This is a genomic window from Arthrobacter sp. SLBN-122 (assembly GCF_006715165.1).
Taxonomy (GTDB): Bacteria; Actinomycetota; Actinomycetes; order Actinomycetales; family Micrococcaceae; genus Arthrobacter.
The window spans coordinates 1,818,333-1,838,271 of record NZ_VFMS01000001.1 but is presented as its reverse complement, the minus strand read 5'-3'; the positions used below and the strand labels follow the sequence as shown (position 1 = coordinate 1,838,271).

The window sequence follows — 19,939 nt, the reverse complement described above, 5'->3', positions numbered from 1 at the left end:
CTTTAAGCCTGCTCGTCGAGGATCGACGGCAGCAGCTCGTCCAGGTGCCGGACAATATCGTCCGATGCCTGGTCCGCGGAGTAGGCGGATGGGATCTGGAACAGGTGGCAGGGACGCCCATCAAGGGCTTTGCTCAAAACCAGGCCCTTCGCCGCAAAGTGCTCGCGCCATGGCACGACGGAGGTTGCGGCCAGGCCGGTCACGACCCGCTGCGAGAATCCGGCCATCTCGATGTGGAAGTTGCCGATCATCCGGTCGATCATCCAGTCCCTCGACTTCTCGACAACCCTGGAGCTGGAGCCCTCGTAGCGCTCGACGTAGATGGCTGCGGCAAGCGGCGCCGAGGTGGTGACTTTCCTGCCGGGGAAGGCGGCTTCGGGGGTGACCATCCGGTGCTCAGGAGACCACCGCCGGGAGAAGTCTGCCAGGCGCGGGTAGCGGATAACGAACGGGTGCACCACGGTGGTGAGCCGTCCGATGCTTCCGGAGAACCGCGAAGGTACGAGTGGCTTGCGCGCTCCTTCGAAGAGGTGAGGGTAGATTGCGCGGTGATGCGGCTTGATGAACATGGGCTTGGCGTAACCGAGCAGTGTGGCGTCCTCTGCGAGGAATGCCCAGTCGTCGCCCATGAACGACCATCCTTCGCGCCGCATCAACTTGGCGGCGGTGCTCGTCTTGCCGGTGCCGCCGGCAGCGGGAAGTGCGATTGCGTGGCCCTTATAGGCCATGGTTGCGGCATGGATCATGGCCGCTCCCTTGCCGATCATGGCGGCATCGAGAACCGGTACCACGGAAGTCAGCAGTTCCCCCGGCCCGTGTACGCGCCACTGGTCTGCATCCCTGACTACCTGGACGCGGTCCGCCTGGAAGCGCACGCTGTTGTCCGTGTACGCCAGCTCATGCTCGACCAAACCGGCATCGGGCATGGGTTCCGGCTGGTCGTCGACGATGATGTCGGGCTGCCGTTCAGTATCGGTGGCGAAACACGCCAACATGCTCTGAAGTTGCCTCGCCGTGGGCGCCATCGCGTCGACGCTGATCGTGACGCGGCCGTGAATGTCGAAGTGCAGTGCCTTCGCCCGCCTGGTGCTCATAGTCCTCCCCTGTCTGATTGGTGTCGGCCGAATTCAGCTCCGGCCCGGGCCAATCCACCCAGTGCCCGTAGACGGATTCGAAACCCCGGCCGTGAAACGCCGCCGGCAGAATCGAGCGTAGGTGAGGCCGGGCAGGTAAACACCGGTAGTGAGTACTCGCCTTTTGTATCGCCTCCTACGTGGGGAATGGCGTGCTTTCGGCGGGGCCGGGGGTGGAGGGGCAGGTCTGTTTGCCGCGTTACGTACGTTGGGGGTTTAGCACGTTCGGGCGTCAGGTAGAGGGGGTACCCTGCGCATAGACGCGGACCCAGTCCACCCGCATCTCGCCGGGTCCGTTGGGAGTGCTGTCCGGAAACCAGTCCAGTTGCAGCGTTTGGTGCATTGAACCGGGAGGCTGGTGGGCGGGGTCGTTGTCTTCAAACCACTTGACCCCGTCGACGTAGCCGACGATGCCTTGGGGAGACCAGTCAACTGCGTAGTTGTGGAACTCGTTGACGTCGAGGGCCTTGGCCATGGATGTCTTCGAGTTCGAACATCCGTAATGATGGAAGAAACTGATCCGGTTCCAGTCACCCGTGGTCTCTGCGTAGTCGACTTCGCCGTCACAGGGCCAGTTTCCACTGTCCGGCCACAGGATCGACACCAGATGGTATTCATCGTCACCGGAACCGGCCGCCCGGACCTCCCAGCGCCCGTACAGCTGGAGGCCGAATTTGGCGCTGATTCCGGCGGTTGTCCCGTCCGGCGTTCCGGTGATGACCATTTTGGAACCATCCACCGTGACCTGGCGGGGATGGCGAATGCCGTTTCCCGCGTGCCCGTCACTGTCGTACACGGTCCACTTGGCGGCGTCCGGAGCGCCGGCGTAGTTGAACTCGTCACCGGCGATCGGCGTGCCCCAGTCCAGCTTTGCCGCGGCCGAGTCCGTCATGGGCTGGGCTGAAGTAGCCGAGCAACCGGCCAGGAACAAGGCCGCGATCCCAAAGGCCATCAAGGGTGCACGCATACGTCAGATGATAGGCCTGGTTTTCCACATAGCCCATGGCCCGGACTGCGCGCGCTGCACCACGCCACTAGCCTTGAGTCAAGCGCGAATCGCCTATCGGGTCCAAATGCACTAGGATATTGAAGTCTGTGCTGCGTCCTGCCACCGTTCCGGGGCAAGGCATTGCACGGAATCGCAAATGAACCTCCTGTTACGGAAATGCCGTAACCGCTTAGCCCAAAGGAGGTGGGTTCACATATGCGTCCTTACGAATTGATGGTAATCATCGACCCCGAGGTCGAAGAGCGTACCGTTGAGCCGTCGCTTCAGAAGTTCCTGAACGTCATCACCAACGATGGTGGAACCATCGAAAAGGTTGACATCTGGGGCCGTCGCCGTCTGGCCTACGACATCAAGAAGAAGTCCGAAGGTATCTACGCCGTGGTGAACTTCACCGCCAAGCCGGAAACCGCCAAGGAACTTGACCGCCAGCTGTCTCTTAACGAGACCATCATGCGCACCAAGATCACCCGCCCCGAAGAGCAGAAGGTTGTTGCTGAGTAATTCAGCACCTGGCTTCATTCTTTACCCCGCAGGAAACGCACTCTTCACCCAGGATCGAACAAGGAGGCAGTAGATGGCAGGCGAGACCACCATTACGGTCATCGGTAACCTCACCAATGACCCGGAATTGCGGTTCACACCGTCCGGTTCAGCAGTAGCGAACTTCACCATCGCTTCCACCCCCCGCACCTTTGATCGCCAGTCGAACGAGTGGAAGGACGGGGAGACCCTGTTCCTCCGCGCCGCTGTGTGGCGTGAAGCAGCCGAGAACGTTGCCGAATCCCTGACCAAGGGCATGCGCGTCATCGTTACCGGCCGCCTGAAGAGCCGTTCCTACGAAACAAAAGAAGGCGAAAAGCGCACCGTTATCGAGCTTGAGGTCGACGAGATCGGCCCCAGCCTGCGCTACGCCAACGCCAAGGTCAACCGCACCCAGCGCTCCGGCGGACAGGGTGGGGGCGGCTTCGGCGGCGGCAACAGCGGCGGTGGCTTCGGCGGCGGCAACTCTGGTGGAAACCAGGGCGGCAACGCCGGCGGAGGCTGGGGTGGCGGCAACCAGCAGGCTGCACAGGACGATCCCTGGGCTACGCCCGGAGTCTCCAATGCAGGTGGCTGGGGCAACGGCCCCGATTCCGAACCTCCCTTCTAAAACCCAAACAACGGCCCGGCGCGGGGCTGCCGGGGTGCCGAAAGGCACCCAAGGTACTGCCGTCGTCGGACCACCACCATCCCGTGGATCAATATCCACGGGCTCCCTAGAATAGGAGCTCCACGATGGCTAAGGCTGAACTCCGTAAGCCCAAACCAAAGTCCAACCCCTTGAAGGCCGCTGACATCACTGTCATCGACTACAAGGATGTAGCATTGCTGCGCAAGTTCATCTCCGACCGCGGAAAGATCCGCGCCCGTCGCGTCACTGGCGTCACGGTGCAGGAACAGCGCAAGATCGCCCAGGCAATCAAGAACGCCCGCGAAGTTGCTCTGCTGCCTTACTCCGGCGCTGGCCGCGGCTAAGGAAGGGATTAACTAACATGGCAAAGCTCATTCTGACCCACGAAGTAACCGGTCTCGGTGCTGCTGGCGATGTTGTCGAGGTCAAGGATGGTTACGCACGTAACTACCTGCTGCCCCGCAACTTCGCCCTGACCTGGTCGAAGGGTGGCGAGAAGCAGGTTGAGTCCATCAAGGCTGCCCGCGCCGCCCGCGAGCACGCTTCCCTGGAAGATGCTCAGAAGCAGGCCGCTGCACTGTCCGCAAAGCCGGTCAAGCTGGTCGTCAAGGCCGGCGATTCCGGCCGCCTGTTCGGCACCGTCAAGCAGGGCGACGTTGCCGACGCTGTTGAGGCCGCCGGCCTCGGCAAGATCGACAAGCGCAAGGTTGAACTGCCGGCTCACATCAAGTCGGTTGGTTCCTACCAGGCCAACGTCCGCCTCCACGCTGACGTTGCTGCCGTGATCGAACTCGACGTGGTTGCAGGAAAGTAGTCCTCAACTGCATCAGAAGACCCCCGTTGCCGGTTCCGGCGGCGGGGGTCTTTCGTTATCCGGTGGTAGCCTGCTGCGGTGAAACCGACACCGCGCAGCCGCCCCTTCCACCAAGTAGATGTTTTTGCCGGCCAGGCCTACCGCGGCAACCCCCTCGCCGTCGTGCTCGATGCCCAAGGGCTGGATACGGCAACAATGCAGCATTTCGCCAACTGGACCAACCTTTCCGAGACCACTTTTCTCCTGCCCCCAGAGGATCCGCGCGCGGATTACCGGGTCCGCATTTTCACCGGCAGCGAGGAGTTCCCGTTCGCAGGCCATCCCACCCTGGGATCGGCCCATGCCTGGCTGCAGGCCGGGGGAGTATCCCAATCCGACGATCACGTGGTGCAGGAGTGCGCCGCCGGGCTGGTCCGGATAAAGCGCGACGGCGGGAGGCTGGCTTTCGCGGCCCCGCCGTTGACACGTTTCGGACCGGTGGATGCGGCTGTGCGCCGGCAGCTGGCCGCGGCGCTGCGGCTGCCTGTTTCAGCCATTCTTGACGCGTCCTGGCTGGTGAATGGCCCCGAATGGATCGGTGTCCTGCTGGAGTCAGCGGCGCAGGTGCTGGCTCTTGAGCCGGATCCGGCGGCGATGGGTGACCTGAAGGTCGGAGTCATCGGGCCCCACGGGCCCGGCGCCAGTGCCTACTTCGAGGTCCGCACCTTCCTGCCCGGTGATGCCGTGGCGGAAGATCCGGTCACGGGCAGCTTCAACGCCGGTGCCGCCCAGTGGCTCATAGGAAGCGGCAGGGCACCGGAGGAATACGTAGCCTCGCAGGGGACCGTCCTGGGCCGGTCCGGGCGCATCCACGTCAGTGCTGAGGGCGGGGACATCTGGGTGGGTGGTGATTCCACCACCTGCATCCGGGGAACTGTCCTGCTTTGACCTGATCCCGTGGCCTGGAATTGGGGTCCGGGAATACTTCCATGCCTGCGGCAGTTCCTCAGCATAGATGCATATGCATATATGCTGAGTGAACGAGAACCAGGAGAACGCCATGGAAACCCGCCGTATCACCGTCCTTTCCGCAGGGCTGGGCGTACCATCCTCCAGCCGGTTGCTGGCTGACCAGCTCTCGTCAGCCGCCGAGCAGCAGCTCAGGGCAAGTGGCTACCAAGTGGCCGTGGACGTCGTCGAACTCCGGGACCTGGCCGTGGACATCGCCAACAACTTTGTCACCGGCTACGCTGCGCCACGCCTGGCGGAGGTCATCGCCGGGGTGGAGGCCTCGGACGGCATTATTGCCGTAACGCCGGTCTTCAGCGCCTCCTACAGTGGCCTCTTCAAATCCTTCATGGACGTCCTTGACCCGAAATCACTGGACGGCAAGGCGGTACTGCTGGGTGCAACAGGCGGCACCGACCGGCACCAGATGGTCCTGGACTTCGCACTGCGGCCGCTGTTCAGCTACCTCCGCACGCGCATCGCTGCAACCGGCGTCTTTGCCGGACCGCAGGACTGGGGAACCGCCGAAGAGGGCGGGGCGTCACTCGCCGACCGGGTCGAGCGGGCCGCCGGTGAGCTCGCCCGGTTGCTCGACGGGCCGCAGCCCGGCCGGAAACCCGCCCCGCTGGAGTCCCTCCCCTTCGAGCAGCTGCTGGCAGGCATTTCCGCCAGTCACTGACAGGGGCGGAGTGTGCCGCATCCGTCCGGGGCCAGCGATGGAACTGACGTCACTCCCTGGTGCGCTCGGGGGTTAGGGGGTCGGGGCCGCAGGGTTTAGGGGGCGCGCCGGGGATTGTTTTTGGTGGCGCCACAGCCAACACTGAGCAATCTGGGGGTTGACTGATAATTCAACACCGGGGAGTGAAGTTGAGAGACCATCAAATATCCGACGGGGACGGGCACGATCACGCTGCCAGAGCTTCCTGGCCTTTTTACAGAAGGGGACCTGCCAGTCCCGGGAGCGGCCGCTTGCGTCGATCCCGGCTGGGGTTGCCCGCACTGCTGACAGCGCTGCTGGTTGTGCTTGCTGGGCTGGTGGCACCCGTGGGCGCATCCGCCGCCACGGGTGACGTGGGAACGGAAGGCCCGTCGCACTCAGGAACGGGGACGCCGACCGGTACCAAGCGGCAAACAAATTCGTTGTGGTTCAATGACGGGATCTGGTGGGGGAACCTGTGGGATGCCGCCAGTTCCAGCTTCCGCATCTTCCGGTTCAATGCCTCGACAAAGTCGTGGACCAGTACGGGTGTGGTGACCGAGTCCAGGGCGAACACGCATCATGACGTCCTGTGGGACGGGAAGACGTTGTATGTCGCGAGCTTCCGGTTCGTCAATGACGGCCTGCCGGCCGAACCGAACTTCCCGACGACGATGCGGCGCTACAGCTACAACTCGAGCACCAAGTCGTACACCAGTCTGGGATCGACCCAAATCAACAACCAAAAAATCGAGACCATCTCCATTGATAAGGACTCGACAGGCCGTATCTGGGCCACCTGGCAGCAGGGGAACCGGATCTATATGAACGTCACTGGCACGGATGGCGCCACGTGGGGCACGCCGTTCGCCCATCCGGCATCGTTGAGCAGTGTGTCCGTGGACGATAACTCCGCTGTGATCGCCTATAGCGGCAATAAGATCGGCGTGATGTGGAGCAGGCAGGTGGGGGACTCCACTGACGGCATGTATTGGAGCTACCACGTCGACGGAGCGTCCAAAACCACCTGGACCACTCCAGTTGCCGCGGTGAAGGGGCAGCGGAGCGGCGACGACCACATGAACCTGAAGTGGCTGGACGCTACGGCAGACAAGGTCTTTGCTGCAATCAAAACCTCCTACACATCATCGTCCCAGCCGCTGATCCAGCTGCTGTCATTGAATACGTCGACTTCGACCTGGACCGCAAGTACGATCGCCACCGTTGCTGAGTGCCCGAACAGGGTGATCGTCATGATCGACGAGGCAGCGCAAAAGGTGCGCACCTTCGCAACCTATCCGAAGCCGAGCGGCACCACGAACGCCGGTGTCTGCACCAGCTCGGGGGGTGCCATCTACGAGAAATCCACGCCGCTGAACGACATCAAATTCACCACCACGAAGACCGCCCGTATCGTGGATGCCGACCAGTATGTGCATAACGTGACATCGACGAAGCAGAACCTCAACAGTTCTGCGCGGGGCACGGCCAACAGCGGTCTGCTGGTGCTCGCTGATGTGAACGCCACAAACCGGTACTGGTCCTATTACGATTCCACTGGCGGTGCCGGGTAGCAGGCCGCACCCCGGATCGTCTTCGCCCTGAGCCGGGTAACAACAATCAGGACATGTATGGCCGGGACCGCATCCGCAAGGATGGGGTTCCGGCCATACGCCTTGTTTAGCGGGTTGCGCTGGACCAGTACGGGATATTAGTCATCCAGCAGCGCGATGAACTCCCGGGCCTGCTTCAGGGAAATGTCAGAGTGCCTGGTCAATGCATTGGCTGCCGCTTCAGTGTCACCGCTGCGGGCCAGGGTGCGGATCCTGCCGTAGATCTCGTCGTTAAGCATGTTGCTGCTCACTTCGCGGGTTACGTCCCCCTTGCTGGCGATCGCGCGGTAACGGTATGGAAACCTCTGTGGCTCGTCGTCGTCCTCCTCGGGCGCCTGCGCCGGCTCCGGGCTCCGGTAGGGCTGCGGGTGCGCCGCCAGGGCCCCTACGGCGTCCCGCGAGGCCCTCAGCCCCTCTCCGGTGACCTCGTAGTAGAGCTTGATGGCGGCCATGGCCTGGCCCTGCGCGATCAAGGCATACAGCCGCCGGTGTTCGTCTTCGGACAGCCGGGCCGCCGCAGTCCGCGCCAGTTCCTGCGGCGTGGCAACAGGATGGGTCTGGGAGGAGGCGTGGGCTGCTTTACGCCTGCGGGCGGCACGGTAAGCGAGCGTGACTCCCGCAACCACGGCGAGCAGGATAAGGACCGGGACCACAAGCGATTCCATTTCATGAGCCGTTCTATGTACTTCCTGGCCCTCGCCAGGTGTTGTTGCCTGGCTGGCCATTCGCCCAGCCATGTTCCTGCTGTTGGATGTACTGCTGCCTGTTTTGGCTTGGGCGGGTGGCCGCCTCCAGCCGTGCGCGTGCCGCGGTGGCCGCCTCGACCTGGGCTGCATAGTGCCGGGCAGAACGCTCGGCGAGTTCGCGCTGGTACTTTTCGGCCTCCGACGTCCCGGCATCGCGCGGCCGCAGGGCGGTGGCAATGCCCCACATAAGCGCCACCAAAACTATCGCCGGCAACAGCACCAGCAGTAGATCGCCCATATGTAGAGCTTATTCCAGATCGCAGTTATCCACAGCAATATTCACTGCTTCGCATACAGCGCCCATGGCGGCACGTCAAACGTCCCGCCGGGAATATGAGAAGCGACACGTCCCCGGCCAAACACTCCCGCCCCGCGCCTTCCGCCCTGTTTCCCCAAGGCAACCTCCACCAGGACCTGTGGATGAAATTCCTTGGAAGAAATATTTACTCCACATGCTGGCGTGAGCGTTTCCGCAGGTCAGCGCCATATGGCGGAGGAAAAAAGTTTGATATCCACAAGGTTCCCCACAGGCTGTGCACAAGGTATTCCCCGTACTGCACAGGTTATCCACAGCTTGTGCAGACTGCTGGCTTTGCGGCTGGGGCCACGGCGGTTAGCGTAGCGGGGTACCTGTTCTCCCCAGCCCAAAAAGGGCGTTCCTGCCATGGTTCGGACCCCGGCGGACCGCCTCCTGCGCGTCTCTGTGGAAAAGCTGTGGATAGTGGGGATAACTCCGGCCGGAGCCCGGCGTCCGGACCCCGGCGCTTGATTGTCAGGGCCTGCGGGTAGACCTGGACGGGTGGCGGAGCCGGTTGTCGGCTGCCGCGAACAGGATGGATCGCCAGGCCGCCAGGCCCGGCACAAATGGAGGACGGCAGCTTTGTCAATCGCGCATCTGGACCCTGTCGACACAACCCGTGGATCGGACGCAAGCCGGAAGCCCCCGCAGGATATTGCTGCCGAACAGTCGGTCCTGGGCGGCATGATGCTGTCCAAGGATGCCATTGCTGACGTCGTTGAGATCCTCCGCGGGCAGGATTTCTACCGTCCGGCGCACGAGACCATCTATGAGGCCATCATCGACCTCTACGGCCGGGGGGAGCCCGCGGACGCGGTCACCGTGTCCGATGAGCTCACCAAGCGCGCGGAGATCAACAGGATCGGCGGCCCTGCCTACCTCCACGAACTGATCCAGACGGTCCCCACCGCAGCCAACGCCGGCTACTACGCCGAGATCGTGGCCGAACGGGCAGTCCTTCGCCGGCTGGTGAACGCCGGAACCAAGATCGTCCAGCTGGGCTACGGCTCGGACGGCGAGGTGGAGGACCTGGTCAACCAGGCGCAGGCGGAGGTTTACGCCGTCGCCGAGCGCCGCACTGCCGAGGACTACGTGGTGCTGAAGGACGTCATGGAGTCCACCGTGGACGAAATCGAGGCGTCCGGCCACCGCGGAGAGGGCATGACGGGCGTGCCCACCGGCTTCTACGAGCTGGACGAGCTCACCCATGGGCTCCACCCCGGCCAGATGATCGTTATCGCAGCCCGCCCGGCCGTCGGTAAGTCGACGTTCGCCCTGGACTTTGCCCGCTCCGCGGCCATTAAGAACAATCTCTCCACCGTGATGTTCTCCCTGGAAATGGGCCGGAACGAGATCGCCATGCGCCTGCTGTCCGCCGAGGCCACCATCGGCCTCCAGGACCTCCGCAAGGGAACCATCAAGGATGAGCAGTGGTCAAAGATCGCCACCACCATGGGCCGCATGAATGATGCCCCCTTGTTCATTGACGACAGCCCCAATATGTCCCTGATGGAAATCCGCGCCAAGTGCCGCCGCCTGAAGCAGCAGCACGATCTCAAGCTGGTCATCCTGGATTACCTGCAGCTCATGAGCTCGGGAAAAAAGGTGGAGTCCCGCCAGCAGGAAGTCTCCGAGTTTTCGCGTGCCCTCAAACTGCTGGCCAAGGAACTCCAGGTCCCCGTGATCGCCCTGTCCCAGCTGAACCGTGGATCCGAACAGCGGCAGGACAAGCGGCCCATGGTCTCTGACCTCCGCGAGTCCGGCTCCATCGAGCAGGACGCCGACATGGTCATCCTGCTCCACCGCGAGGACGTTTATGACAAGGAATCACCCCGTGCCGGGGAAGCGGACATCCTGGTGGCCAAGCACCGTAACGGTCCCACCAAGGACATTGTGGTGGCCTTCCAGGGCCACTATTCCCGCTTCGCCAATATGGCCGGCGACACCGGCGGTGGAGGCTTCTAGGTCAGCCCTGCGTGAGCAGGTGGTTCGGCAGGCGGTTGCCTGGCGCCGTTCCCCGGATCTCCAGGAGTTCGCGCGCGTGGGCGTGCAGCCGCTTGTCTTCATCACTGACCGGCACCCAGACCGGAACAGGCACGGAGTTGCCCTCGTCGTCGCGCGCCACCATCACGGTGAGGCAGTACGTGGTGAGGGCCAGTTCACGGCCTTTCGGGTCGCCCGAGCGGACGTGGACGGCGATGTGCATCCCCTTGGTCCCGGTGTAAACCAGCCGGGCCTCCACTTCCACCACGTGGCCAATCAGCAGCGGGCGGTAGAAGCGCACGCCGCCGGAGAAGACCGCCACGGTATCCATCCCGCAGTAGCGTGAGGCACACACGTACGCGGCCTCGTCGATCCATTTCATGACGATGCCGCCGTGCACCTTGCCGCCCCAGTTCACGTCGGTGGGGGCAGCCATGAACCTCAACGTCACGCGTTCGGCAGTGCCCGCATCGGTATATTCCTGCCGGTTCATGGCTTCAACGATCTGTTCGCGGACCTTGATCCTGGCCAGTGCGTGGTCCCGTTGTTCGATCTCAGCGGGCGTGCCGGGTTCGAATTGCTGAACCGGGATGGGTTTGCCGTCCTCGCCGACGGCCACGAAGATCACCATGCACTGGCTGCGCATGGTGGCAGGGCCGCCCTTCGGGTCGCCGGAGGAAACCACGGTGTGGATATGCATGGAGGACCGGCCGGTGTAGACGATGGTGGCTTCCACCTCCACCATGTCGCCGCTGTTGACGGGATCGGCGAAGTGGATGTTTCCCACGTACGCGGTGACGCAGTAGGACTTGGCCCATCCCACTGCCGCAGCATAGGCGGCCTTGTCCACCCATTCGAGCACCGTGCCCGCGTCCACGGAGCCGCTGTGCCCCACATCGGTGGGTGCGGCGAGGAAGCGGAGGGTCACGGAGTTGGGGCGGCCGGTCTCAGTCATGCTGCGATCTTACTGAGGGCCCCGGTTACCGGCCGGTTGTGCCCGAAACAAACTGCCCCGCCCGCCGAAACGGCGGACGGGGCAGCTGAGGGTGCTATGCCTACCGGCGGGTGTAAAAGATGTCCGGCTGGGCCGGCAGCTCCATCCCCACCCCGATGAAGAAGCCCGGGTGCGGGGGCTGGTTGTAGGCCACGTTTTCGCGGGCCACCGACTGGCGGTACACGGGATCGTGCATCAGGGTCCGGAGCCGGGTGGCCGTGGTGGCCGTGGTGGTGTAGATGCGCAGCTCGGTGCTGTCCGCGGAGGGCCAGGCAATTTCCTCCCGCCAGTCGCCAAGGAGATCGGCCTGGATGGCAGGCGTTCCCTTGGTGCCGTTATTGGACTTGGCCCCCGTTGCGGTGAGCAGCCGGTCGCTGGACTGGGTTTCCCAGTTCCACTTGGCGATGCTGGGTGTTCCGCTGCTGGCTGCTGCATCCCAGTCGTGGTCGACAATTTCGCGCAGCAGGTCACCGTCCCACCACGCCAGGAAGTTGGCTGCCGGGATCTTTTCCGAAATCAGCTCACCCTTGACGGAACGCAGCTGGCCCGTGGGGGAATTCCAGGCAGCGTCACCGCCGATGGCCCAGCCCTCGGCGCCGGGATAGCGGGGATCCACGTCTCCCATGGCGCCGCGGCCGGTGTCCTTGACAGCGGGGATGCTCCACAGCACCTCGCCCGTCCTCGAATCCCGGAAGGTTGCGCCCAGGTTTCCGCTGGCGCCCATTTCCTCGTGCACGGCAAAGGTCTCCAGCCCGGGGCGGGACGGATCGAAGTCGCTCGTGTGGATGGCGTCCCCGTGGCCCAGGCCGGTGCTGTAGAGCGGTTTGCCGTTGTCGTCGATGGTCATTGAACCAAAGACGAATTCATCCTTGCCGTCAGCATCCACGTCAAGGACGGACATGTTGTGGTTGCCCTGGCCGCGGTACTGGGTACCGGCAACATCCGAATCGAAGGTCCAGCGCTTGCTGATCCTGCCGCCCACCAGGTCATAGGTGGCCAGCACGGTGCGGGTGTAGTAGCCGCGGCTGAACATCATGGACGGGTGCTCGCCGTCAAGGTAGGCCACGGCACCCAGGAACCGGTCCACCCGGTTTCCGTACGTATCGCCCCACGCGCCCACGTCTCCGCGGGGAGGATCGTAAGGCACAGTGTCCATGATGGTGCCCGTGGCTCCATGGAAGACCGTGAGGAACTCGGGTCCGGTGAGCACGTAGCCACTGCTGTTGCGGTAGTCAGCGCCGGCGTTTCCGATCACGGTTCCGGCTGCGTCACGCGTGCCGTCCGCCGTCTTCATGGCCACTTCGGCCTTGCCGTCGCCGTCGAAATCGTAGGCGAGCAGCTGGGTGTAGTGGGCACCGGCCCGGATGTTGGGGCCCATGTTGATGCGCCAGAGTTTGGTGCCGTCCATCCTGTAGGCGTCGACGTACACGGTTCCGGTGTAGCCGGACTGCGAGTTGTCCTTGGAATTGGACGGGGACCACATCTGGAGGATCTCGTAAGTCCCGTCGCCGTCCAGGTCCGCCACGCTGGCGTCCCCGGCAGAGTATGTGTAGGGCTGTCCGTCCTTGGTGTAGTCGTCCGCCGGTTTGTCGAGCTTGACGGCCAGGTAGTTCCGGGACATTGGCTGGAACTCTGCGGTGAGCTGGTCCCCGCCGTTGCCCACGGCCTTGATGACGTACTTGGAGGAAGCCGTTCCTGCCGGGTCCAGGAAGGTGGTGCTGTCCCGGATCGGCTCGTCGGTGAGCTGGACGCCGTCGCGGATGACGTGGAAGCCAACCTGCTCCGGGTCCAGGCCCAGCATGCGCCAGCCCACCCGCACGCCGTCGCCGGTGAGCAGGGCCACCGGTGCACGGTCCAGGTTCTCCATCTGCCGGTTCACCACAGTGACCTTCTCCGTGCCCACCACGGGGGAGGGTGCAGATTCGCCGCCCTTGTTCACTGCCGTGACGCGGTAGTAGTAGCGGATGGTGGTGAGGACGGTGAAGTCCGTGAAATTCACCTCAGTGGCGCGGCCTGCGTATTCGAAGGGGCCGTCCGGGGAAGTGGAGCGGTACACCTGGTAGGCCGCAGCATCCTTGATTTTTTGCCATTTCAGGATGACGCTCGTCTTTTCCACGGCTTTGACATCCACCTTGCCCGGGGCTGCGGGCGCCGGCGTGGCGGGATCCACCAGGGCGGTTTCCAGCGTGTTCGAGGGAACCGACTCCAGGCCGGTGTTGTCGACGGCGGTGACGAAGTACTTGTAGTTCAGCCCTGCAAATGCGGTGGTGTCCCGGTACGCCGCCTCCTTCACGCCGGACGCGATGACCTGAGGCTCGGACTCGAAGGATGCCTGCCGGAAGACCTTGTAGGAACCCACGTCAGGCACGGCGTCCCAAGCCAGGTCCACCGTGGGCGGTTCGGCTCCGGCATTGACAGCGGTGGTGTGCAGGTTGGTGGGCCCCACCAGCAGCGGGGTCACCTCCAGCCCGTTCAACCGCTGGCCGGAACCGCTGATGGTGAGGTTCAGCTGGCCGTCCGTAACCAGGACCTGGTTGATGATCTTGGTGGCGGAGGAAGCCTTGCTGGAGGACACCTGTCCGAACGCCGTGCCCTCGGCGGCAACATCGGTCCTGGTGGAGCCGATCCAGTCGCTGTGGTAGGTCTTGAGCGCGTAGGTGCCGTTGGGCACGTCAAGCTGGAATTCGAAGCTGGACCCGCTGAGCACGAAGTCGCGCAGGAGGTTGCTGGTGACGGCGCCCCGGTCCCGGTCACTGAGGACGGAGATGTCCTTGAAGCCGAATCCACGCCCGGGTGTGTAGGGCATGGTCCGGTTGACCTCGGTGTAGCCGGGCTCCACCGGCGCTCCCGCCGGGCCGAAGTCGAACTTGTACTTGGCCAGCTTGGTGGTGACCGCCAGCGGTGTGCTGGGCTCGGAGAGGCCCTTGCCGTTCATGGCCGCCACCCGGATGCTGTACGCCGTGCCTTCAGCAAGGCCTGCGAGGTTGGCTGTGGCCACGGTGGCCGTCGTGGTCAGTTTGTATTCGCTGTCCGGTTCGGCTGCCAGCTTCCGGTACACCTTGTAGATGTCCGCGCCGTCAACCGGCTGCCACTTCAAGAGCGCGCCGGCGTTGGAGATGCTGCCCGCCACCAGGCCCTGCGGCTGTGCGGGAACGGACGACGGCGGCGCGATCTCCTTGACGCGTGCAGCAAGCGGAAGGTTGAGCTGCTTCACCCCGTTGGCCACCAGGCGTGCAATCTGGATGGCGCCGTACTCCTGGAAGTGCGTGTTGTCCACGGTTCCGGTGGGCCGGTTGGGGTAGATCCCGGCGTCCACATGAAGGAACACCGATTTGGTGTCCTCGGGCCCAATGGAGTCGTAGTAGGCGCGGCTGGAAGCGGAGAGGTCCACCAGGGCCACGTTCTCTTCAGCTGCCAGCTCCTGCATCTTTGCGACGTATTCCGGGAAGCTGACGTTGAACTTGCCGGTAGCCTCGTCGTAATCGCGCCGGCCCACAGGGGTGACCAGGATAGGGACTGCGCCGCGCTGGCGCGCCCCGTGGACGTAGGTCCGCAGGTATTCCTTGTAGTCGGCGGGGGAGGCGTAGCGGTCGTCAACGCCGATGGTGGCGTCGTTGTGGCCGAACTGCACCATCAGGTAGTCCCCGGGGTTGATGACGCGAAGGATCTCATCCAGCCTGCCCTGGCTGATGAAGTTCTTGGAGCTCCGCCCGCCGATGGCGTGGTTCCGGAAGGTCACCGCACTGTCGAAGTAGCGGTCGATCATTTGTCCCCAGCCCGCCTGCGGAACGTACCCGGCGTCGTAGGTCTGGACAGTGGAGTCGCCGGCAAGGTAGACGCCTGGATCGGTGGTGCCCGTGCGCGGGGCCCGGGCTGCGATGACCAGGGAGTTGATCTTGGCGGCAGTGCCGCTGATGTCGAGGTTGAGCTGGCCGTCCACCAGGGAGATGGGGAATTCCATCTCCAGGTATTGGCCCGCAGGCTTGTCCGTGGCCTGGACTTTGGCCATGTTCTCCGCGGTAATGGCGATGTTCGTCGCTTCCGTGGCGTCGCCGGCGATGAGCTTTACCGTGTAGTCCCCGTTGGGCAGGTCAACCAGGAAGGTACTTCCCTGGGCCTGGACGAAGTCGGACCGGAGGGCATCTCCCGTCCCGCGGTCGGCGCCGGAGGTGACGGTGGTGTTCGTGAAGCCGAATTTTGCTCCCGCCGAATACTGCGTGCCGGCATTCACGGCCGCGTAACCCTCGGCGGTTGCGCCGGGGCCAAAGTCGAACTTGAATCCACTTCCCACGGGAGGCAGTGCCGTCTCGGCGTGTACGGCGGGCAGGCCGGTGAAGGCGAGGGCGGCGGACGCTGCTGTCGCCGTCAGCGCACGCACGGCAGCCATGGCAGGGCGCCTGCGGGATGGTGGCCCTTCGGGGGGCCGGGGGATCGCTTGCGGGGGTTGGTTCACTGACTGACATCTCCTTCGATGAGCGGCAAAGCGGTTCCCAGGGAGCGGTATTGGAACGATTCAAACGTGCCGCGGCGTTCCATCTGGATCATGGGCGCGGGGAATGGCGTTCCGGGAAACACCCGTTGTGGATAACTGAGACCTGGGTGCGGGTGGTGCAGCTTTCACTGCAACAACTTCTGGTTTACCAGCCGCCGCAGTCACGTGGCAAGCGTTTTCCCAACTTTCCCAACCGAGTCCCGAATGTTCTGTCGCAGATGGGTCGATGCGTCCGGAGGGCCTTGGGGCAACGCCCTTAAACGCCCGACGGCGGCCCGGCACCTTGGGTGGCCAGCCGCCGTCGCACGCGTTGTAGCGGGTGTTCCTAGGCCAGGACGGCCAGCCGGGAATTGCCGCGGCCGAACAGTATGCGGTCCAGGGAAAGCCGGCCGGCTCCGGTGAGTGCCAGGGCGAATGCGGCCGCCGCCAGGAGCAGGACGAGTTCGTAGCCGCCATTGGCGGCAAAGACGCCGGCGGGAGCATGCACCAGGAAGAGAGCACCCAGCATGTCCAGGGCGAGGAGGGCGGCCACCACGCGGGTGAGGATCCCCAGGATGAGGGCAAGGCCGCCCGCGAGTTCCAGTACGGCGATGGCGGGTGCCATGAACTCGGCTGCCGGTACGCCCATTTTGGCGAAGGATGCCTGCGTGCCGGCGATGGTCCATTCGTTGAACTTCTGCCATCCGTGGGCTGCGAAGAGGAAGCCGAGGATGATGCGCAGGGCGGCGAGGGCCGTGGTGGTGAGTCGTGACTGGTTCATGGATACCACTCTCCCAAGCAATTCGTTGAAGTGTCAACTAAATACGACGGACTGTGGCCTTTCTCATGCGCGGCGGCTCACTGTCTGCAGTCACCATTAAGCTGGCAGCGTGCCCCAACAACCCGCCCTCCCCGCCATGACCGGCACCCAGGGCCATGCCCGCGAGATTCTCCGCCTTGCCGTCCCGGCCTTCGGCGCCCTGGTCGCCGAGCCCCTCTTCCTGCTGGCGGACTCCGCCATCGTGGGGCATCTGGGTGTTGCGCAGCTAGCAGGGGTGGGACTGGCCTCAGCGGTGCTGCAGACCGCCGTCGGACTCATGGTCTTCCTGGCCTACTCCACCACGCCCGCCGTAGCCCGCGCCATTGGTGACGGGCAGCTGGGCAAGGCCCTGGCGGCGGGGCGCGACGGCGTCTGGCTGGCATTGCTCCTCGGTGCACTCCTCGCCGTCGCAGGCTTCGCGGCGGCAGAGCCGCTGATCGATCTGATGGGCGCCGAGGGAAGCGTCCGGACCTTTGCCATCGACTACTTCCGCTGGTCCATGCCCGGCCTGGTGGCAATGCTCCTGATCTTTGCCGGCACCGGCGTGCTCCGCGGACTGCAGGACACCCGCACACCGCTGGTGGTGGCCACGGCAGGATTCGGTGCCAATATCCTCCTGAACCTGTGGCTTGTTTACGGCCTGGGAATGTCTGTGGTGGGCTCGGCGGTGGGTACCACCCTGGCGCAGTGGGCCATGGCGGCTGTCTACCTGGTGATGGTGCGGCGCAGCGCCGTCCGGCATGGTGTCAGCCTGCTTCCCAGCTGGCGGGGCATCCGCAGCATGACGCGGGTGGGATCCTGGCTGATGCTGCGCACGCTCAGCCTGCGCGCCGCCATCCTGGCCACGGTGCTGGTGGTGACGGCCCAGGGCGAAGTCAACCTTGCCGCCCACCAGTTGGCCATGACCATCTTTTCCTTCCTGGCGTTCGCCCTGGATGCCCTGGCGATCGCTGCGCAGGCGCTCATCGGGAAGGAACTTGGTGCGTCCAATGCGGACAGGGCCCGGCTGCTGACCCGGACCATGGTCCGCTGGGGTGCGGGCTTCGGCGTGGTGACGGGCCTGCTGCTGGCAGCGGCCGCCCCGTGGGCCGGATTGCTGTTCACGACAGATCCCGAGGTGCAGCAGGTGCTCACCGTTGCCCTCTGGATCCTGGCGGCCGGGCAGCCGATCGCCGGCTACGTGTTTGTCCTGGATGGTGTACTGATCGGTGCGGGGGACGCCCGGTACCTCGCCCTGGCGGGGCTGGTGAACCTTGTGGTCTACCTGCCGCTCCTGGCGGGGGTTGCGCTGTCAGGTGCTGCCGGCAGCGCCGGGCTCGGGTGGCTTTGGGTGGCCTTCGCGCTGGGGTACATGGCGGCGCGTGCCGTGACCCTTGGCCTGCGTGCCCGGTCGGACCGCTGGATGGTGCTGGGCTCTGCCTGACAGTGAGGTCCTGCCTAAGGCCGGGGCGCAGCATGACAAGCCGGCCGGGCAGCAGCCGGTTAGGTCTTCCAGCTGCCGCCACTAAACTGGACCGGTGACGCAACCATCCACCCCCACGGGCGCAGCTCCCGGAACCACGCCCCGTAACCACCTCTGGAAGCCGGTCCTGCTCCGCGCGGCCGCTGCCTTGGTGTTTGGTGCGGTAACCGTCTTCTGGACGTCACCGTCTGTGGAGGTCATGGGCTGGGCCGGAGGACTCTACCTCCTGGCGTCCGGCGTAGTTAGCCTGCGGACCGTCCCCGCAGCCGGATTTGCGCAGAACTCGGCGCCCGGCAAGCTGCTGTCCGCCGGCGGAGCGGTCCTGGCAGGTGCCGGTTTCGCCGTGCTCCTCCTGCACAGCGACCTGCTGTTCGGGGTGATCGCAGCCCTGGGCCTGGGCGTGGCCGGCATTCTCGAGCTTGCCTGCGGCCTGCAGTACAGGGGCCGCCATGTTCTTGCCCGCGACTGGATTGCGTCCGGCGTGATCGGGATCGGAACCGCAGTGCTCTTGCCCTTTTTCATCAACCTCGGCGCCCATGCACTGCTGGGCGTTGCCGGTGGAGGCGCCATTATTTCCGGTGTCCTGTGGGTACTTTCCGGACTCACGCTTCGGCACGATGCCCGTGCCGGCGCGGGGAAGCCGTAAACTAGGAGGAGCGCCCTTCTACTTTCTGTAGAAAATCCGGTGCGACACCGCAATTCGTAAACCAGGCCGGCCGTGCGCCGCCTGCAGGGAGGAACCACTGTGGCTGACCAGCATCAAGGAAAACCGCGCAAGCTGCGGACCTCGGTGAAGGGGCCGCTGATGTTTTCGGCATTCTGGGCCGTCGTCGCCTTCGTTGCAGTGCTGATTTTCGCCTCCGGGGGAAGCGCCCGCGCACCCCGGTTCGACCTTGCCTTCACCGCCGCCGGCATCGCCTTCATTGCCACCCTGGTAGTCGCCGCAATGCTGTCGATGAGCTACAAGGAGAACGCCGAACACTTGGGCAAGGGATCAGGGGTGAACCTGAGCTCGGCACCTAAGAGGCCATCCCAGGCAGCGCCGGGCCACGGTTTCGGTGCTCCCGGCAGCCAGAACCCGCCGGCATCCGGCGAGGACACGGACGGCACGCCCCAGCGCTAGCTGCGGCTCTCCCGATTGCACCGGCTCCTGCCATCTGGCAGGTCAACGCGCACCAAGGGCATTATCCCGCCGCTGCCTGCCGGGCCCGGTAGGCAGCAACATGCGCCCGGTTGGCGCAGTTGCCGGTGTCGCAGTACCGCTTGGACCGGTTGCGGCTCAGGTCCAGCACGGCCGCATCGCAGTCCTCTGACCCGCACACCCGGAGCCTGTCCATCTCCTTGCTGCGGATCACATCAGCCAGGGCCATGGCTGCCTCGGTGCTCATCCGGTCCGCAAGGGGTGCCTCCGGCGCCGTGGCATGAAGGTGCCAGTCCCATCCGTCGTGCTTCATCAGCTGCGGCAGCGCGTTGGCATCCCGCAGCAGCCGGTTGACCCTGTCCACAGCGGCGTCCTCATCCGCTGCCCACAGTGCCCACAGTTCACGCCGCAACTGCCGCACGCTTTCCAGTTCGCCCGCATCCCGGCTGCGGGAACCGGAAAATCCCTCCGCGGCCAGGAAGCTGTCCAGGTCCGCAACGGAGGCCAACCCTTCCCTGCCGTTCGCGGCGGTGTTGATGAGGTTCACCACCGTCCGCAGCGCCACTTCCGTGTCAGGGGCGAAAACCATGTTGACTCCTT

Annotated in this window: 19 protein-coding genes; 11 read left to right on the top strand and 8 right to left on the bottom strand. The window is 64.4% G+C overall.

Translation table 11 applies throughout. The annotated features are described in order from the left end of the window. Window positions 1–2 precede the first annotated feature (2 nt). Both FBY36_RS08620 and FBY36_RS08615 read right to left on the bottom strand, forming a co-directional pair. The gene (locus FBY36_RS08620; protein ID WP_142118573.1) at window positions 3–1,094 is read right to left on the bottom strand and encodes a hypothetical protein; all 1,092 of its coding nucleotides are present in this window, start codon (window positions 1,092–1,094) and stop codon (window positions 3–5) included. Between the two features lie 271 nt (window positions 1,095–1,365). Next, window positions 1,366–2,100, bottom strand: coding sequence for a glycoside hydrolase family 16 protein (locus tag FBY36_RS08615; RefSeq protein ID WP_235008764.1), 735 nt, complete (start codon window positions 2,098–2,100; stop codon window positions 1,366–1,368). Window positions 2,101–2,337: 237 nt separating this feature from the next. On the opposite strand from FBY36_RS08615, the gene rpsF reads away from it, so the two are divergent. The 7 genes from rpsF (at window position 2,338) to FBY36_RS08580 (ending at window position 7,385) form a co-directional block, all read left to right on the top strand. After that, entirely contained in the window at window positions 2,338–2,643 is a 306-nt protein-coding gene (gene rpsF / locus FBY36_RS08610; RefSeq protein ID WP_015939036.1) for a 30S ribosomal protein S6, read from the top strand. Between the two features lie 73 nt (window positions 2,644–2,716). After that, window positions 2,717–3,292 carry a single-stranded DNA-binding protein gene (locus FBY36_RS08605; RefSeq protein WP_056335900.1) on the top strand — a complete coding sequence of 192 codons (576 nt, stop codon included), beginning with the start codon at window positions 2,717–2,719 and terminating at the stop codon, window positions 3,290–3,292. A 125-nt stretch (window positions 3,293–3,417) separates the two neighbouring features. Next, window positions 3,418–3,657, top strand: a complete 240-nt coding sequence (gene rpsR / locus FBY36_RS08600; protein ID WP_003800144.1) for a 30S ribosomal protein S18 — start codon at window positions 3,418–3,420, stop codon at window positions 3,655–3,657. Window positions 3,658–3,674: 17 nt separating this feature from the next. Continuing rightward, on the top strand, window positions 3,675–4,127 hold the full coding sequence (rplI, locus tag FBY36_RS08595) for a 50S ribosomal protein L9 (protein WP_142118572.1): 453 nt from the start codon (window positions 3,675–3,677) through the stop codon (window positions 4,125–4,127). Between the two features lie 78 nt (window positions 4,128–4,205). Then, on the top strand, window positions 4,206–5,054 hold the full coding sequence (locus FBY36_RS08590; RefSeq protein ID WP_142118570.1) for a PhzF family phenazine biosynthesis protein: 849 nt from the start codon (window positions 4,206–4,208) through the stop codon (window positions 5,052–5,054). 112 nt (window positions 5,055–5,166) lie between these two features. Then, on the top strand, window positions 5,167–5,793 hold the full coding sequence (locus tag FBY36_RS08585) for an FMN reductase (protein WP_142122554.1): 627 nt from the start codon (window positions 5,167–5,169) through the stop codon (window positions 5,791–5,793). A 365-nt stretch (window positions 5,794–6,158) separates the two neighbouring features. Further along, window positions 6,159–7,385: a hypothetical protein gene (locus FBY36_RS08580; RefSeq protein WP_235008763.1), complete on the top strand. Its 1,227-nt coding sequence runs from the start codon at window positions 6,159–6,161 to the stop codon at window positions 7,383–7,385. Window positions 7,386–7,522: 137 nt separating this feature from the next. Here FBY36_RS08580 and FBY36_RS08575 read toward each other — a convergent pair whose 3' ends face one another. Together FBY36_RS08575 and FBY36_RS08570 are read right to left on the bottom strand one after the other, a co-directional pair. Further along, a complete protein-coding gene (locus tag FBY36_RS08575) occupies window positions 7,523–8,089 on the bottom strand; it encodes a hypothetical protein (RefSeq protein ID WP_142118566.1) in 567 nt (188 codons plus the stop codon). 13 nt (window positions 8,090–8,102) lie between these two features. Continuing rightward, window positions 8,103–8,408 (bottom strand): hypothetical protein, encoded by a 306-nt coding sequence (locus FBY36_RS08570; protein WP_142118564.1) that lies wholly within the window; start codon window positions 8,406–8,408, stop codon window positions 8,103–8,105. Between the two features lie 642 nt (window positions 8,409–9,050). Between FBY36_RS08570 and dnaB the strand changes: the two genes are divergently transcribed. After that, a complete protein-coding gene (gene dnaB, locus FBY36_RS08565; RefSeq protein WP_142118563.1) occupies window positions 9,051–10,433 on the top strand; it encodes a replicative DNA helicase in 1,383 nt (460 codons plus the stop codon). A gap of 1 nt (window position 10,434) precedes the next feature. Here dnaB and FBY36_RS08560 read toward each other — a convergent pair whose 3' ends face one another. The 3 genes from FBY36_RS08560 to FBY36_RS08550 all read right to left on the bottom strand — a co-directional run bounded on the left by FBY36_RS08560 (window position 10,435) and on the right by FBY36_RS08550 (window position 16,697). Continuing rightward, window positions 10,435–11,406, bottom strand: a complete 972-nt coding sequence (locus tag FBY36_RS08560; protein ID WP_142118561.1) for an acyl-CoA thioesterase — start codon at window positions 11,404–11,406, stop codon at window positions 10,435–10,437. Between the two features lie 100 nt (window positions 11,407–11,506). Then, window positions 11,507–15,832 (bottom strand): rhamnogalacturonan lyase family protein, encoded by a 4,326-nt coding sequence (locus tag FBY36_RS21075; protein WP_327436692.1) that lies wholly within the window; start codon window positions 15,830–15,832, stop codon window positions 11,507–11,509. 430 nt (window positions 15,833–16,262) lie between these two features. After that, window positions 16,263–16,697 (bottom strand): DoxX family protein, encoded by a 435-nt coding sequence (locus tag FBY36_RS08550; protein WP_142118557.1) that lies wholly within the window; start codon window positions 16,695–16,697, stop codon window positions 16,263–16,265. A gap of 136 nt (window positions 16,698–16,833) precedes the next feature. On the opposite strand from FBY36_RS08550, the gene FBY36_RS08545 reads away from it, so the two are divergent. The 3 genes from FBY36_RS08545 to FBY36_RS08535 all read left to right on the top strand — a co-directional run bounded on the left by FBY36_RS08545 (window position 16,834) and on the right by FBY36_RS08535 (window position 19,321). Further along, entirely contained in the window at window positions 16,834–18,159 is a 1,326-nt protein-coding gene (locus FBY36_RS08545) for an MATE family efflux transporter (RefSeq protein WP_142122553.1), read from the top strand. Window positions 18,160–18,253: 94 nt separating this feature from the next. After that, window positions 18,254–18,844 carry a hypothetical protein gene (locus tag FBY36_RS08540; protein ID WP_142118555.1) on the top strand — a complete coding sequence of 197 codons (591 nt, stop codon included), beginning with the start codon at window positions 18,254–18,256 and terminating at the stop codon, window positions 18,842–18,844. A gap of 99 nt (window positions 18,845–18,943) precedes the next feature. Beyond that, a complete protein-coding gene (locus FBY36_RS08535) occupies window positions 18,944–19,321 on the top strand; it encodes a hypothetical protein (protein ID WP_142118553.1) in 378 nt (125 codons plus the stop codon). Between the two features lie 61 nt (window positions 19,322–19,382). Here the strand turns inward: FBY36_RS08535 and FBY36_RS08530 are convergent, their stop codons facing one another. Then, a complete protein-coding gene (locus FBY36_RS08530; protein ID WP_142118551.1) occupies window positions 19,383–19,928 on the bottom strand; it encodes a CGNR zinc finger domain-containing protein in 546 nt (181 codons plus the stop codon). Window positions 19,929–19,939: the final 11 nt, after the last annotated feature.